At 61.1% G+C, this 16085-nt stretch carries 13 protein-coding genes; 10 read left to right on the top strand and 3 right to left on the bottom strand.

Annotated elements, in window-relative coordinates; translation table 11 throughout:
* Nucleotides 1-249 precede the first annotated feature (249 nt).
* Both F8N96_RS30905 and F8N96_RS30895 read left to right on the top strand, forming a co-directional pair.
* The gene (locus F8N96_RS30905) at nucleotides 250-651 is read left to right on the top strand and encodes a MerR family transcriptional regulator (protein WP_150765062.1); all 402 of its coding nucleotides are present in this window, start codon (nucleotides 250-252) and stop codon (nucleotides 649-651) included.
* Nucleotides 652-900: 249 nt separating this feature from the next.
* A complete protein-coding gene (locus F8N96_RS30895) occupies nucleotides 901-1800 on the top strand; it encodes a hydroxymethylglutaryl-CoA lyase (RefSeq protein ID WP_150801025.1) in 900 nt (299 codons plus the stop codon).
* 938 nt (nucleotides 1801-2738) lie between these two features.
* Here F8N96_RS30895 and F8N96_RS30880 read toward each other — a convergent pair.
* Complete coding sequence (locus F8N96_RS30880) at nucleotides 2739-4436, bottom strand: AMP-binding protein (RefSeq protein ID WP_150801023.1); 1698 nt, start codon at nucleotides 4434-4436, stop codon at nucleotides 2739-2741.
* 635 nt (nucleotides 4437-5071) lie between these two features.
* Here F8N96_RS30880 and F8N96_RS30870 point away from each other — a divergent pair.
* The 4 genes from F8N96_RS30870 (at nucleotide 5072) to F8N96_RS30855 (ending at nucleotide 10968) form a co-directional block, all read left to right on the top strand.
* Complete coding sequence (locus F8N96_RS30870) at nucleotides 5072-6235, top strand: isovaleryl-CoA dehydrogenase (RefSeq protein ID WP_150765059.1); 1164 nt, start codon at nucleotides 5072-5074, stop codon at nucleotides 6233-6235.
* A 99-nt stretch (nucleotides 6236-6334) separates the two neighbouring features.
* Complete coding sequence (locus F8N96_RS30865) at nucleotides 6335-7939, top strand: carboxyl transferase domain-containing protein (RefSeq protein ID WP_064676707.1); 1605 nt, start codon at nucleotides 6335-6337, stop codon at nucleotides 7937-7939.
* A gap of 258 nt (nucleotides 7940-8197) precedes the next feature.
* On the top strand, nucleotides 8198-9013 hold the full coding sequence (locus F8N96_RS30860; protein WP_150801022.1) for a gamma-carboxygeranoyl-CoA hydratase: 816 nt from the start codon (nucleotides 8198-8200) through the stop codon (nucleotides 9011-9013).
* Nucleotides 9013-10968, top strand: a complete 1956-nt coding sequence (locus F8N96_RS30855) for an acetyl/propionyl/methylcrotonyl-CoA carboxylase subunit alpha (RefSeq protein WP_150801021.1) — start codon at nucleotides 9013-9015, stop codon at nucleotides 10966-10968. Before F8N96_RS30860 ends, F8N96_RS30855 begins: the two co-directional genes overlap by 1 nt.
* A gap of 57 nt (nucleotides 10969-11025) precedes the next feature.
* Here F8N96_RS30855 and F8N96_RS30850 read toward each other — a convergent pair whose 3' ends face one another.
* Nucleotides 11026-11673: a LexA family protein gene (locus tag F8N96_RS30850; RefSeq protein ID WP_150801020.1), complete on the bottom strand. Its 648-nt coding sequence runs from the start codon at nucleotides 11671-11673 to the stop codon at nucleotides 11026-11028.
* 129 nt (nucleotides 11674-11802) lie between these two features.
* Between F8N96_RS30850 and F8N96_RS30845 the strand changes: the two genes are divergently transcribed.
* Complete coding sequence (locus tag F8N96_RS30845) at nucleotides 11803-12144, top strand: DUF6124 family protein (RefSeq protein WP_150801090.1); 342 nt, start codon at nucleotides 11803-11805, stop codon at nucleotides 12142-12144.
* A 485-nt stretch (nucleotides 12145-12629) separates the two neighbouring features.
* A complete protein-coding gene (locus F8N96_RS30840) occupies nucleotides 12630-13781 on the top strand; it encodes a M14-type cytosolic carboxypeptidase (protein ID WP_150801019.1) in 1152 nt (383 codons plus the stop codon).
* A gap of 179 nt (nucleotides 13782-13960) precedes the next feature.
* Here F8N96_RS30840 and F8N96_RS30835 read toward each other — a convergent pair whose 3' ends face one another.
* The gene (locus F8N96_RS30835) at nucleotides 13961-14407 is read right to left on the bottom strand and encodes a winged helix-turn-helix transcriptional regulator (protein WP_150801018.1); all 447 of its coding nucleotides are present in this window, start codon (nucleotides 14405-14407) and stop codon (nucleotides 13961-13963) included.
* A 94-nt stretch (nucleotides 14408-14501) separates the two neighbouring features.
* Between F8N96_RS30835 and F8N96_RS30830 the strand changes: the two genes are divergently transcribed.
* A complete protein-coding gene (locus F8N96_RS30830; RefSeq protein ID WP_150801017.1) occupies nucleotides 14502-15710 on the top strand; it encodes an MFS transporter in 1209 nt (402 codons plus the stop codon).
* Between the two features lie 174 nt (nucleotides 15711-15884).
* Nucleotides 15885-16085: hypothetical protein (locus F8N96_RS35595; protein ID WP_224794153.1), on the top strand; the 201-nt coding region annotated here is incomplete at its 3' end.

Raw genomic sequence — 16085 nt, 5'->3', positions numbered from 1 at the left:
CTTACCCCCCTGTAGGAGCTGGCTTGTCGGATCGCCGCACCGCAGCGAAGGCGTCAGGTCAGTCGACATCAATGTTGAATGTGCTGGCCTCTTCGCTGGCAAGCCAGCTCCTACAGGGGGGCACGCAGGCGGGTTCTTGCGCCGCAGGTCGGTGGATGCCTGGGTGTGATGTGTTGAAAGGCATGCGCCCCTTGACGTAAACGTCAACCTGCCATTAGCTTAGCGCCATGACCTTTTTCGAGCGCTTCCATGAGCAGCCAGACCTATAGCATCTCCGACCTCGCCCGCGAGCTCGACATCACCACCCGGGCCATTCGCTTTTATGAAGAGCAAGGGCTGCTCAGCCCTGAGCGGCGTGGGCAGGAACGTATCTATTCGCCGCGGGACAAGGTCAGCTTGAAGCTGATTTTGCGGGGCAAGCGGATTGGTTTTTCGCTGGCGGAATGCCGTGAGTTGATTGAGCTTTACGATCCTACCGGTGGCAATCAGAAACAGCTGCAGACGATGCTGAACAAAATCGCTGAGCGTCGGGAGCAGCTTGAGCAGCAGATGCTGGACATCGAGCAGATGAAGCTGGAGTTGGATACGGCGCAGGAACGATGTATCCAGGCGTTGGAGCAGACGATCGAGAGTCAGCGGGCCGTTCAATAGGTCCACACAATCCCCTGTAGGAGCTGGCTTGCCAGCGAATAGGCCGGCACATTCAACATTGATGTCGACTGACCTGACGCCTTCGCCGGCAAGCCGGCTCCTACAGGATTTTTTGATTGTTCCCACGTTCCGCGTGGGAACGCAGCCCGTGACGCTGCGCGTCACACATCAAGAGCGGACGCAGAGCGTCCATTGAGGCATTCCCACGCAGAGCATGGGAACGATCCCTTACTGACAGGTACATTTCTTATGTCTCTACCTACTCACGTACGCCTGGTCGAAGTCGGCCCTCGCGACGGTCTGCAAAATGAAGCCCAGCCCATCAGTGTCGCGGACAAGGTGCGGTTGGTCGACGCGCTGACTGCCGCCGGGGTGAGCTATATCGAGGTCGGCAGTTTTGTTTCGCCCAAGTGGGTGCCGCAGATGGCCGGGTCTGCCGAGGTCTTTGCGCAGATCCAGCGCAAGCCCGGGGTGACCTATGCCGCGCTCGCGCCCAATCTTCGCGGGTTTGAGGATGCGGTGGCTGCCGGGGTCAAGGAGGTTGCGGTGTTTGCCGCGGCGTCCGAGGCGTTTTCCCAGCGCAATATCAATTGCTCGATCAGTGAAAGCCTGGCGCGTTTTGTGCCGATCATGGAGGCGGCGAAGCAGCACGGGGTGAGTGTGCGGGGTTATGTGTCCTGTGTGCTGGGCTGCCCTTATGAGGGTAACGTCGCGCCGGAGCAAGTGGCGCTGGTCGCGCGCGAGCTGTATGACATGGGCTGCTATGAAGTGTCCCTGGGCGACACCATCGGCACCGGGACGGCCGGTGCCACCCGCAAGCTGATTGAGGTGGTGGCGGCCGATGTGCCGCGGGAGAAACTGGCCGGGCACTTCCATGACACCTATGGCCAGGCCATGGCGAATATCTACGCCAGTCTGCTGGAAGGGGTCGCGGTGTTCGACAGCTCGATCGCCGGCCTTGGCGGCTGCCCCTATGCCAAGGGCGCCAGCGGTAACGTGGCCACCGAAGACGTGGTGTACCTGCTCAACGGCCTGGGCATCGACAGCGGTATCGACCTCGAGGCTTTGATTGTGGCAGGCCAGCACATCAGCACGGTGCTGGGACGCGCCAGCGGTTCGCGTGTGGCCAGGGCGCGTAGCGCGCAGTGAGTGGGCGGATGTGTCGGGGTGTTACCGCAACGTCCGAATGTGGGGGACAAGCGAGTAACACGGAAACAAATCAGGGGATTTTGGCGAGGGGAAAATCCCCGAAAAATATTAACTCATTGATTTTAAAGGATTTTTAAAAGTTGGCACGGCTCCTGCTATCTCTATGGCATAACAAGAACAAAAAAAAACGTTCCAACCCTAATAAAAATAAGACGTAACGACTCTGACATAACAAAAACAACACGGCAGAGACGCAGCTAACAGATTTTTTTGGAGAGGATGTGCTTTTCAGGGTGCTTTTCGGAGTGACCCGCAACCGGGCAGAGAATAATAAAACTACCTTCAGGTAGCTCCCGAACTGGTTGGATCGCTTGGCGAGAAAGTAGATCAGCGCTCAAAAAAATACGTTTGCTCTTGATCCCGGATGGGGGTCGATAAAAACAGCGGTAAAGGGTCACGGTTGCTAAAAACAAAAACAGACCGCCCCTCAATAATAAAAAAAGAGCACGTAACGACAAAATTAAAGGGGAGCTTCGGCTCCCCTTTGTGCTTTCTGGTGTTTGTGATTTCCCCCCTTCCCCACTGTAGGAGCGAGCTTGCTCGCGATGGACGTCAGCGCACCGCGTTTACCCAGGCAGCACTCGTTATCGTTAACGTCCATCGCGAGCAAGCTCGCTCCTACAGTCACTGAATCCTGGGATAGCCTGCAGGAGCCGGTTGCTGGCGGGAGCGGTGTGTCTGTCAGGTTAGTGGTTGGATGTGCCGGCCTCTTCGCTGGCAAGCCAGCTCCTACAGGGGGGCTGCGGCGGTCAGTGGATTCCCGGGCAGCCTCGGTCAACTGTAGGAGCCGGCTTGCTGGCGAAGGCGGTGGGTCAGTCGACGTTGTTGTTGGCTGATAGACCGCTTTCGCCGGCAAGCCGGCTCCTACAAGGGGGGTGTCAGGTTTTGTTGATGTTTAGTTCTTCGATGCTGATTTCGCGCATGCGGAATTTCTGGATCTTGCCGGTCACGGTCATTGGGAACTCCTCGACGAATTTGAAGTGACGCGGCGTCTTGAAGTGGGCGATGCGTTCTTTGCACCAGGCCTGGAGTTCTTGCTCGGTGGCGCTGTGGCCGGGGTGGAATTTGATCCAGGCGACGATTTCTTCGCCGTAGCGCGAGCACGGGATGCCGATCACTTGCACGTCGGCCACGGCCGGGTGGGTGAAGAAAAATTCTTCCAGCTCCCGGGGGTAAATGTTTTCACCGCCGCGGATGATCATGTCCTTGTTGCGGCCGGCGATGCACACGTAGCCCTCGTCGTTCATGCTCGCCAGGTCGCCGGTGTGCATCCAGCCGGCCTGGTCGATGGCTTCCGCGGTGCCTTGCGGGTTGTTCCAGTAGCCGAGCATCACGCTGTAGCCGCGGGTGCAGAGTTCGCCGATGGTGCCGCGGGGCACCAGGTTGCCCGCCTCGTCGATGATTTTGCTTTCCAGTTGCGGCTGGGTGCGGCCGACGGTGGTGACGCGCAGCTCCAGGTCGTCCGAGGGGCCGGTCTGCAACGACACCGGGCTGGTTTCCGTCATGCCGTAGGCGATCTGCACTTCGCTCATGTGCATGTCGGTGATGACCCGGCGCATCACTTCGATCGGGCAGGTGGCCCCGGCCATGATTCCGGTGCGCAGGCTCGACAGGTCGAATTCCGCACGCTGGGGTTGGTCCAGCAGGGCGATGAACATGGTCGGGACGCCGTAGAGCGCGGTGGCCTGTTCTTCGGCGACGGTGGTCAGGGTCAGCAGCGGATCGAAGGCATCGTTGGGGTAGATCATGGTGCTGCCGTGAGTCATGCAGCCCAGGTTGCCCATGACCATGCCGAAGCAGTGATACAGCGGCACCGGGATCACCAGCCGGTCTGCGTGGGTCAGGCCGAGGCTTTCGCCGACCATGTAGCCGTTGTTGAGAATGTTGTAGTGGCTGAGGGTCGCGCCCTTGGGGAAGCCGGTGGTGCCGGAGGTGTACTGGATGTTCACCGCCTGGTCGAAATGCAGGCTGTCCTGGCGTTCTTGCAACTGGTCGGCGGATACGCTGCCGGCCAGATCGGTCAGCTGCGACCAGGGCAGGAAACCCGCTGGCGGCTGGGCGTCGAGGCTGATCACGCCGCGCAGGTCCGGCAGGCGTTCGCTGTGCAATTGGCCGGTGGCGTGCTGCGCCAGTTCCGGCACCAGGCCTTGCAGCATGCCGTGGTAGTTGGAGGTTTTGAAGGCGCCGGCGCAGACCAGCCATTGACAGCCGGATTGCTTGAGTACGTATTCCAGTTCGGAACTGCGGTACGCCGGGTTGATGTTGACCAGGATCACGCCGATTTTCGCGCTGGCGAACTGGCTGATGCACCATTGGGCGCAGTTGGGGGCGCAGATGCCGAGGCGATCGCCGGTTTGCAGGCCCAGGGCCAGTAGCGCCCTGGCGTGCAGGTCCACGGCGTCGGCCAATTGCTGCCAGGTGTAGCGCAGTTGCTGGTGGCGCACGACCAGCGCCTCCCCGGTCGGGTACTGCGCGACGGTGTTGTCGAACGCCTGGCCGATGGTCATCGCCAGCAAGGCTTTGTCCTGGGAACCGCGGGTGTAGCTGCGCTGCGGGCTTGCGGTGGGTTGATCCATGACGACCCCTATTGTCTTTATTTATGGGTTGGCTACGGTCCCCTTGTAGGAGCTGGCTTGCCAGCGAAGAGGCCATCAAATCCAACATCAATGTCGACTGATCGGACGCCTTCGCTGGCAAGCCAGCTCCTACAGGGTTCAGCTGCGGACGGTCCCTTGTAGGAGCTGGCTTGCCAGCGAAGATGGCCGGCACGTTCAACATCGATGTTGACTGATCTAACGCCTTCGCTGGCAAGCCAGCTCCTACAGGGTTCAGCTGCGGACGGTCCCTTGTAGGAGCTGGCTTGCCAGCGAAGAGGCCGGCAAATTCAACATCGATGTTGACTGATCTGACGCCTTCGCTGGCAAGCCAGCTCCTACAGGGTTTAGCTGCGGACCGTCCCTTGTAGGAGCTGGCTTGCCAGCGAAGAGGCCGGCAAATTCAACATCGATGTTGACTGATCTGACGCCTTCGCTGGCAAGCCAGCTCCTACAGGGTGGTCCGTGGTTACATCTTGAACTGGCTATAATGTCGCCTAAGTTGACGTTAACGTAAAGGGTGATTGACAGCCATTCGTCTCAGGTTTACGTTAACGTAAAGGTGAGAACCGGATCACGGCCCTCCCCTACCCTACAAAAAAGCCAAAAGGTGACCCATGAGCTACCCATCCCTGAATTTTGCCCTCGGTGAAACCATCGACATGCTGCGCGATCAGGTTCAGGCCTTCGTTGCCAAAGAGATCGCCCCGCGCGCCGCTCAGATCGACATCGACAACCTGTTCCCGGCGGACCTGTGGCGCAAGTTCGGCGACATGGGCCTGCTGGGGGTCACCGTGCCGGAAGAGTACGGCGGCGCCGGCCTGGGTTACCTGGCGCACGTGGTGATCATGGAAGAGATCAGCCGCGGCTCGGCCTCAGTGGCGCTGTCCTATGGCGCGCACTCCAACCTGTGCGTGAACCAGATCAACCGCAACGGCAATCACGAGCAGAAAACCAAGTACCTGCCCAAGCTGATCAGCGGCGAGCACATCGGCGCCCTGGCCATGAGCGAGCCGAATGCCGGCTCCGACGTGGTGTCGATGAAGCTGCGCGCCGACAAGCGCGGCGATCACTATGTGCTCAACGGCAGCAAGACCTGGATCACCAACGGTCCGGACGCCAACACCTACGTGATCTACGCCAAGACCGACCTGGAAAAGGGCCCGCATGGCATCACTGCGTTCATCGTCGAGCGTGATTCCAAAGGCTTCAGCCGCAGCAACAAATTCGACAAGCTGGGCATGCGCGGTTCCAACACCTGCGAGCTGTTCTTCGATGACGTGGAAGTGCCGGAAGAGAACATCCTCGGCGTGCTCAACGGTGGCGTGAAAGTGTTGATGAGCGGCCTCGACTACGAACGCGTGGTGCTGTCCGGCGGCCCGACCGGGATCATGCAGGCCTGCATGGACCTGATCGTGCCGTACATCCACGACCGCAAGCAGTTCGGCCAGAGCATCGGCGAGTTCCAGCTGATCCAGGGCAAGGTCGCCGACATGTACACCCAGCTCAACGCCAGCCGCGCCTACCTGTATGCGGTGGCCCAGGCGTGCGAGCGTGGCGAAACCGCCCGCAAGGACGCCGCCGGAGTCATCCTCTACAGCGCCGAATGCGCGACCCGAATGGCCCTGGATGCGATCCAGATTCTCGGTGGCAATGGCTACATCAACGAATTCCCTGCCGGGCGCCTGCTGCGCGACGCCAAGCTGTACGAAATCGGTGCGGGCACCAGTGAGATCCGGCGCATGCTGATCGGTCGCGAACTGTTCAACGAAACGAAATAAATTTCGTTAGCGGCAAGCGGCAAGTTTCAAGCGGCAAGAGCACTGCACGCTTGCTTCTGACTTGTGGCTTGCAACTTGAAGCTGCTACGGAGTAGCCCGATGATTTTGCATACCCAGCTCAACCCTCGTTCGGCGGAGTTCGCCGCCAACAGCGCGGCCATGCTCAAACAGGTCGACGCCCTGCACACCCTGCTCGCCCAGGTGCAGCAAGGTGGCGGCCCGAAGGCGCAGGAGCGCCACACCTCCCGGGGCAAATTGCTGCCCCGTGAGCGGATCAATCGCCTGCTCGATCCGGGCTCGCCGTTTCTCGAGATCAGCCAACTGGCGGCCTACGCGGTGTATGGCGAAGACGTGCCGGCTGCCGGTGTAATTGCCGGGATCGGCCGGGTGGAAGGCGTCGAATGCATGATCGTCGCCAACGATGCCACGGTGAAGGGTGGCTCGTATTACCCGCTGACCGTGAAAAAACACCTGCGCGCCCAGACCATCGCCCAGCAGAACCGCCTGCCGTGCATCTACCTGGTGGACTCCGGTGGCGCCAACCTGCCGCGCCAGGATGAAGTGTTCCCCGACCGTGAGCACTTCGGCCGGATCTTCTTCAACCAGGCCAACATGAGCGCCATGGGCATTCCGCAGATCGCGGTGGTGATGGGCTCGTGCACCGCCGGTGGCGCCTATGTGCCGGCGATGGCCGACGAAGCGATCATGGTGCGTCAGCAGGCGACGATTTTCCTCGCCGGGCCGCCGCTGGTGAAAGCCGCGACCGGTGAAGTGGTCAGCGCCGAGGACCTGGGCGGGGCCGATGTGCACTGCAAGATTTCCGGGGTGGCCGACCATTACGCCGAGAGCGACGAGCACGCCCTGGCCATTGCCCGGCGCAGCATCGCCAACCTCAACTGGCGCAAGCTTGGCGAAGTGCAGCAACGCACGCCGATCGCCCCGCTCTACGCCAGCGACGAGTTGTATGGCGTGGTGTCGGCGGACGCCAAGCAGCCGTTCGATGTGCGTGAAGTGATCGCGCGGCTGGTGGACGGTTCGGTGTTCGATGAATTCAAGGCGCTGTTCGGCACGACGCTGGTGTGTGGTTTTGCGCACTTGCACGGTTACCCGATCGCGATCCTCGCCAACAACGGCATCCTGTTCGCCGAAGCCGCGCAGAAAGGCGCGCACTTTATCGAGCTGGCGTGTCAGCGCGGAATTCCGTTGCTGTTCCTGCAGAACATCACCGGGTTCATGGTCGGGCAGAAATACGAAGCCGGCGGCATTGCCAAGCACGGCGCGAAACTGGTGACCGCGGTCGCCTGCGCCAAGGTGCCGAAGTTCACGGTGATCATTGGCGGCAGTTTTGGTGCCGGTAACTACGGCATGTGTGGCCGGGCTTATGATCCGCGCTTTTTGTGGATGTGGCCGAATGCGCGGATCGGGGTGATGGGTGCCGAGCAAGCGGCGGGTGTTTTGGTGCAGGTGAAACGCGAACAGGCCGAGCGCAGTGGCCAGGGTTTCAGTGCCGAGCAGGAAGCGGAGATCAAGCAGCCGATTCTCGATCAGTATGAGGAACAGGGGCATCCCTACTATTCCAGCGCGCGACTGTGGGACGACGGTGTCATCGACCCGGCGCAGACCCGGGATGTGTTGGCCCTGGCCTTGTCGGCGTCGTTGAACGCGCCAATCGAACCGAGCCGCTTCGGCGTGTTCCGGATGTGATCTGGATCTGATTCTGATCTGATCTGATCATGATGTGAACCTTATGTAGGAGCGAGCTTGCTCGCGATGGACGTTAACGATAACGCGTGCTTTCTGAATGAACGCGTTGCCCTTGAGACCTTCGCGAGCAAGCTCGCTCCTACAGAGATCCTGTAGGAGCCGGCTTGCCGGCGAAGGCGTCTTCATGGGCGATGCAAGGCTTAAGACCGCTTTCGCTGGCAAGCCAGCTCCTACAAAGTGCCGTGGAGACGGACGAATATGAGCGACTTCAATACGCTGGAACTGCTGACCGACCCGCGGGGTTTTGCGACCCTGTGGCTCAGCCGTGAAGAAAAGAACAACGCCTTCAACGCCGAGATGATCCGCGAACTGATCCTCGCCCTGGACAAAGTCTCGGGCGATGCCAGCCTGCGCTTTCTGCTGGTGCGCGCGCGCGGCAAGCACTTCAGTGCCGGCGCCGACCTGGCCTGGATGCAGCAATCGGCCGAGCTCGATTACCACACCAACCTCGACGACGCCCGGGAACTGGCGGAGTTGATGTACAACCTGGCCAAGCTGAAAATCCCGACCCTGGCGGTGGTGCAAGGCGCGGCCTTTGGCGGCGCGTTGGGCCTGATCAGCTGCTGCGACATGGCCATCGGTGCCGATGACGCGCAATTCTGCCTGTCGGAAGTGCGCATCGGCCTGGCCCCGGCGGTGATCAGCCCGTTCGTGGTGCAAGCCATCGGCGAACGGGCGGCACGCCGTTATGCGCTGACCGCCGAGCGCTTCGGCGGACAACGGGCGCGGGAGATCGGCTTGTTGTCGGAGAGCTATCCGGCCACCGAGCTGGAACACAGCGTTGAGCAGTGGATCGACAACCTGTTGCTCAACAGCCCGGCGGCCATGCGCGTCAGCAAGGACTTGCTGCGTGAAGTCGGCAACGGCGCGCTGACCCCGGCGCTGCGCCGCTACACCGAAAACGCGATCGCGCGCATCCGCGTCAGCCCTGAAGGCCAGGAGGGCTTGCGGGCCTTTCTGCAAAAGCGTGCGCCGAACTGGCAAGCCGCCACCACCCCCAAGGAGTCGCGTTGATGAGCGCACCTGTCCTCACCACCCTGCTGGTGGCCAACCGCGGCGAGATCGCTTGCCGGGTGATGCGTACCGCCAAGGCCCTGGGCCTGACCACCGTCGCCGTGCACAGCGCCACTGACCGCGACGCGCGCCATAGCCGCGAAGCGGATATCCGCGTCGACCTCGGCGGCAGCAAAGCCGCCGACAGCTACCTGCAGATCGACAAACTGATCGCCGCGGCCAAGGCCAGTGGCGCCCAGGCGATCCATCCGGGGTATGGCTTCCTGTCCGAAAACGCCGGGTTCGCCCGCGCCATCGAAGCCGCCGGCTTGATCTTCCTCGGCCCACCCGCCTCGGCCATCGACGCCATGGGCAGTAAATCCGCGGCCAAGGCCTTGATGGAAACCGCGGGCGTGCCGCTGGTGCCGGGTTATCACGGCGAAGCCCAGGACCTCGAGACCTTCCGCGACGCTTGCGAACGCATCGGCTACCCGGTGCTGCTCAAGGCCACGGCGGGCGGCGGCGGCAAAGGCATGAAGGTGGTCGAAGACGTCAGCCAGCTCGCCGAAGCGCTGGCCTCGGCCCAGCGTGAAGCGCAATCGTCGTTCGGCGATTCGCGGATGCTGGTGGAGAAATACCTGCTCAAACCACGCCATGTGGAAATCCAGGTGTTCGCCGATCAACATGGCCACTGCCTGTACCTCAATGAACGGGACTGCTCGATTCAACGTCGGCACCAGAAAGTCGTCGAGGAAGCCCCCGCCCCGGGCCTGAGCCCGGAACTGCGGCGCGCCATGGGCGAAGCCGCGGTGCGTTCGGCCCAGGCCATCGGCTATGTCGGTGCCGGCACCGTGGAGTTCCTGCTGGATGCCCGCGGCGAGTTCTTCTTTATGGAGATGAACACCCGCCTGCAAGTCGAACACCCGGTCACCGAAGCCATCACCGGCCTCGACCTGGTGGCCTGGCAGATTCGCGTGGCGCGCGGCGAAGCGCTGCCGATGACCCAGGAGCAGGTGCCGCTGCTCGGTCATGCGATTGAGGTGCGGCTGTACGCCGAAGACCCGAGCCATGATTTTCTGCCGGCCACCGGGCGCCTGGAGCTGTACCGCGAATCCGCACCCGGTCCGGGACGTCGGGTGGACAGTGGTGTGGAAGAAGGCGATGAAATCTCGCCGTTCTATGATCCGATGCTCGGCAAGCTGATTGCCTGGGGCGAGGACCGTGAACAGGCGCGTCTGCGGTTATTGAGCATGCTCGATGAGTTTGCGATCGGTGGGCTCAAGACCAACATCAACTTCCTGCGCCGGATCGTCGGCCATCCGGCGTTTGCCGCGGCGGAACTGGATACCGGGTTCATTCCGCGGTATCAGGAGCAATTGCTGCCGGCCCCTGCGGACCTTGGCGAGGAGTTCTGGCAAGCCGCCGCCCAGGCCGTGGCTCAAAGCCAGCCGGGTGCTCCGCGCGCCGATGACCCGGCTTCGCCTTGGGCGATCAACAGCGGTCTGCGTTGCGGCTTGCCGTCCGAGATCACCCTGCACCTGAGCTGCGAAGGCCAGGACCGCGCCCTGACCCTGGGCCGCGCCGATGCCCACACGGCGCAGCTCAAGGGCGAGCAGCTGCTGACCGAGCACAACGGCGTGCGCCGCCAGCACCGGGCGATCCGTCGGGGCGACAGCCTGTACCTGCAATGGGCCGGCGAATTGCGCCGCATCGAGGCCTACGACCCGATCAGTGCCGTCGAAGCCAGCCACAGCCATCAGGGCGGGCTTGCCGCGCCCATGAATGGCAGCATCGTGCGGGTGCTGGTGGAGGCCGGGCAATCGGTCGAAGCCGGGGCGCAACTGGTGGTGCTGGAAGCGATGAAGATGGAACACAGCATCCGTGCGCCCCATGCCGGGGTGATCAAGGCGCTGTATTGCCAGGAAGGCGAGATGGTCAGCGAAGGCAGTGCGCTGGTGGAACTGGAAGAAGCCTGAACTGAAGATCGGTGCTGCGCCTGGGCCTGGGCCTGGGCCTGGCGCGGACCGCTCTGATCAGAACCTGATGGTCGCCTGGACCACGACGCCGATGATGCGGCATTGCGGGGTGTACAGGGCTTTGGGGTAGGTCGGATTGAGCGGGACCAGGTAACGCTGCCCGCCCTCTTCGATCAGCTTGCGAAACGTGGCTTCGGCGCTGTTGGGCCACTGGGCGATCACCAGCTTGCCGGGCAGCGCCTCCACGGCCGGGTCCACCAGGATCAACATGCCCTCGGCAATGCTGATGCCGGAGGGTGCCGTCATCGCATCGCCTGTCACCTGTAGCCAGAACGCCGCGCCCAGGGCCGGGTAATCGGACAGTTCGAAACGTTGCTGGCCGTACACCGCCGGCTCGCCGTCGCGCACCTCTGCGGTGGCGCGCCAGCCACTGACCGGGTAACGGAAGTACGGGTTGTACTTTTGCGCCAGGTCCTGGCCGTCGGCCTGCGAGGCGTCCGGCTCGCGGATCACCAGCGCCACCTCGAGAAAGTCCAGGCCCAGCGCCTGCAGCACCCGGTTCATGTCATCGACGCCGGGCTGGCGACGTTTGTTCAGCCAATGGCCAATGCCCCCCTGGGACATCCCGACGCGCTCGGCGAGTATCTCTTGAGTGATTTTGAGTTCACTCATCTTGGCCTTGACCAATTCAATCCATTTATCCATGTGCGGCACGATACGTGGGTGCCTCCGGTCATCAAAACACAACTTGTAGTATTTAAATTCTCGTCACAAATACACTTTGTACTAGGATTGTTTCACGGATATGAACCCATCACGGAGCTAGCCATGACCATGACCCACCCCGGCAATGAACTGCCAGACCTGCCGATCGACACCTCCCTCACCTCGCCCGAAGGCTTTGCGGCCGCGCAGCGAGCGTTGGACTATTACTTGAAACCTGCTGTTGCAGAGGAGGTGGTTGAAGAACGCTTCTTTGACGTGAACCGCAATATCAGCAGCGAAGAGGCGCTGGTCCATGCCTCGGACCTGCTGCGATGTGCCGCCGCCACCGCTTACGAGTCGGGCAACAACCTTCAGGGCACCAACCGGCACCTGGCTTTTTCGACGGTGCACATGATCGACATGGCCAGGGCGCTGGTGGACCGGTCCCTGGAGTGTGCTCAGAACGGTTGAAAACGAGGAGGCTTTCGAGGAGGACCGGAAAGAATTTTCCAATCGCGCAGCAAAAATCATTTGACTTGCAAACGAGAATGATTATTATTGCATGCAGCTGGTCGCGAGATCAGTCGAATGTCCAAGGGACCTTAGGTCGGTCTCCTGAACACTCTCCTCATCAGGCTAATCACGGTTTTTGACCCGGCTTTTTGCCGGGTCTTTTTTTTGCCAGTTTTTCTGGCTTTATCTTCAGGCTAATGAAGTCTTTTGGTGTTACAAATCCGAATGGCGCGGATGATATCAAAAGAATATCCGTTGGCAAGAGAAGCCCGGCACCATTGGCCCAAACTAATCAAAAATAGCACTTGAGAATCAATCGCACAGTCTCTAAGCTGCCTCGGCGTCAAGGACGACGCCCCCCCTTCCAGCCCGCAATTTCCCCCGGTTTTTCCCTTCCCAGCGTGTAAAGTACTTGCCATAAAAATCATATTCAGGAATCGATTATGACCGTGGCCAAATCCTCTCTCGACATCAGCGCCAACTTCGACAGCGGCAACATTGAAGTGCTCGATATCAGCAATCCGCTCCACGCGTTGCTGGCCATCCGCCCGGACACCCGCAGCCAGCACTTCCAGTGGTTTCACTTCAAGGCCAGCGGCCTGCATGTCGGCCAGGAGCACTGGTTTCGCCTGAACAACGCCAGCAAATCTTCCTACAACAAGGCCTGGGACGGTTATCAGGCGGTGGCGTCCTATGACCACGTCAACTGGTTCCGCGTGCCGACCATCTTCGAGGGCGATTGCCTGCGTTTCAGCCTCGAAACCACCGCCACCCACGCCTGGTTTGCCTACTTCGAACCCTACAGCCGCGGTCGCCATGACTGGCTGATCGAGCAGGCGCTGACCAAGGCCGGCACCGAGCTGCTGGCTACCGGCAAAAGCGTCGAAGGGCGGGACATCCAGCTACTGCGCAAAGGCACGGGCGCCGAAGGCCGGCGCAAGGTGTGGATCATTGCCCAGCAACACCCTGGCGAACACATGGCCGAGTGGTTCATGGAAGGCGTGATCGAACGCCTCGAAAGGCAGGACGATCCGGTGCTGCAGAAATTGCTCGCCAGCGCCGACCTGTACCTGGTGCCCAACATGAACCCGGATGGCGCCTTCCACGGTCACTTGCGCACCAACGCCATGGGCCAGGACCTGAACCGCGCCTGGCAGAGCGCCAGCCAGGAACTGAGCCCGGAAGTGTTGTTCGTGCAACAGCAGATGGAGCAGTACGGGGTCGACCTGTTCCTCGACATTCATGGCGATGAAGAGATCCCCTATGTGTTCACCGCCGGTTGCGAAGGCAACCCGGGTTACACGCCGCGGCTCGAAAAACTTGAAGAGCATTTCCGCAGCCATCTGAAGCACCTGACCAAGGATTTTCAGACCAGGCATGGCTATACCCGCGATCTGCCGGGCAAGGCCAATATGACCTTGGCGTGCAATGCCGTCGGGGAGAAATACGATTGTTTGTCGCTGACGCTGGAAATGCCGTTCAAGGACAACAATGATGCGCCGAATGCGCTGACGGGGTGGTCGGGGAAACGGTCGAAGCAGTTGGGCAAGGATGTGCTGACGACCGTGGCTGATATGGTTGATAGCTTGCGCTGAAACGCCGAACCCTGTAGGAGCCGGCTTGCTGGCGAAGGGGTCTTCATGGGCGATGCAAGGCTTGAGGCCGCCTTCGCTGGCAAGCCAGCTCCTACCAGGGTTTATGTCGGACACAAAACCTGTAATCAATGCTGATCAAAGATGTGGGAGCAAGCTTGCTCCCACATTAGTACTGACTTTTATCGGGCCGCAATCCGTACGCAATCCTCTGGCCCCAACAAACGCCCGTCCTCGGCACGCGGTTCCAGGGTCCGCAGCGGTTGACCGTGCTCGCGGTCAACCAACCGCGAGTGCGCCTCCCCCTCCTCGAAGAAAAACGCCTCGCCCCATTGCCGCAATCCGATGATCAGCGGGAACAGGCCCTTACCCTTCTCGGTCAGCACGTACTCCTGATACGCGCTGCCATCCGACGCCGGCACCAAATCGAGAATCCCGTTGGCCACCAGCATGCGCAAGCGCGCCGACAGGATGTTCCTGGCCATCCCCAGGTTGCGCTGGAACTCACCGAACCGGCGAATGCCGTCAAAGGCATCGCGCACGATCAGCAGCGACCAGCCATCGCCAATGGCCTCCACAGAGCGGGCAACCGGGCATTCGACGCCTTCCATGCTTGTTCGTTTGGCCATGTTCGCGTTCACCCAAATTATGTAGTTGCAATATAAAACTGGTTTCCTTACCGTACAACTGGTTTCAATTTGAAACCACTTAAGGAGATCTGTGATGAAGCATGACCAGCCATTGAGCAGTGCCGTGGTGTTGCTGTTTGCCTTCGCCTGCGGCCTGGCCGTCGGTAATGTCTACTACGCACAACCGCTGCTGGATGCGATGGGAGAGGCGTTCGCCATGGAGCCTGCCACCCTCGGCGTCATCGTGACCCTAACCCAGATCGGTTACGGCGTCGGTCTGTTGCTGCTGGTGCCGCTGGGGGACCTGCTCAATCGCCGGCGCTTGATCGTCACGCAAACGCTGTTGTCGGCGCTGGCACTGTTGATGATCGCGTTGGCGCCGAACAGCGTCTGGCTGCTGCTGGGAATGACCCTGACCGGACTGCTGGCCGTTATCACGCAAGTGCTGGTGGCCTATGCCGCCACGCTGGCGATCCCGGCGCAGCGAGGACGGGTGGTGGGTGTGGTCACCAGCGGCATCGTGGTCGGCATTCTGCTGGCCCGAACGGTGGCCGGGGGCATGGCTGATCTGGCCGGTTGGCGTTCGATTTATCTGTTGTCGGCCGGTTTGACCCTGGTGATGGCGCTGCTGCTATTGCGCGTGCTGCCCAGGCAGGAACAGGCGCAAGCCGCCAGTTCCTACGGCGCGTTGATCGGCTCGGTGTTTACATTGTTCAAGGAAGAACCGGTGCTGCGCCAACGGGCGGTGCTGGCGCTGCTGACGTTCGCCAGCGCCATGGTGCTGTGGACGCCCATGGTGCTGCCGCTGAGTGCCCCGCCGCTGTCGTTGTCCCATACTCAAATCGGCTTGTTCGGCCTGGCAGGTGCCGCCGGCGCGCTGGCCGCCGCCCGTGCCGGGCACCTGGCTGATCGTGGCCTGGGGCAATGGACCAGCGGATTGTCCCTGCTGTTGATGCTGGTCTCGTGGCTGCCGATCGCCCTCACCCAATCCTCGTTGTGGGCGTTGCTGCTTGGGGTGATTACCCTGGACCTGGGTTTGCAGGCGGTGCATGTCACCAGCCAAAGCATGATCTACGGCATACGCCCCGAAGCCCAGAGCCGACTGACTGCCGGCTATATGGTGTTTTATTCGATCGGCAGTGCATTGGGCTCGATCGGTTCGACGGCGATGTACGCCTGGGGCGGATGGCTTGGCGTGTGCCTGCTGGGCGCAAGCATCAATGCCGTGGCGTTGATCTATTGGTGGCGAACCCTCGCCACCAAAAACCAACCGCTGGAAGTGGCGTCACGCCAAACCCTGTAGGAGCCGGCTTGCCGGCGAAGGCGTCTGCATGGGCGCTGCATGACTTGAGGCCGCTTTCGCTGGCAAGCCAGCTCCTACATGATCAGCGTGTGCAGATGGATTGCGGTCAACGCCACCCCCCGTCACCTGCCTACAGAAGGATTGCGAAAAACGCCAAACCCTGTAGGAGCCGGCTTGCCGGCGAAGGCGTCTGCATGGGCGATGCATGACTTGAGGCCGCTTTCGCTGGCAAGCCAGCTCCTACATGATGAACTGACCCCCAAAAGTTGGACACAGATCCTGACTTTTGGGGTGTTTCCAATGGGCAAGTATTCCGTGCAGTTCAAAATCACAGCCGTTGAGGCCTACATCAACGGCGACGATGGGTTTCGAAAA

The sequence above is a fragment of the Pseudomonas fluorescens genome, from assembly GCF_902497855.1.
Classification (GTDB): Bacteria; Pseudomonadota; Gammaproteobacteria; order Pseudomonadales; family Pseudomonadaceae; genus Aquipseudomonas; species Aquipseudomonas fluorescens_BI.
Note: the sequence above shows the minus strand (reverse complement) of the source record. Positions and strands in the feature narration are given on the sequence as shown.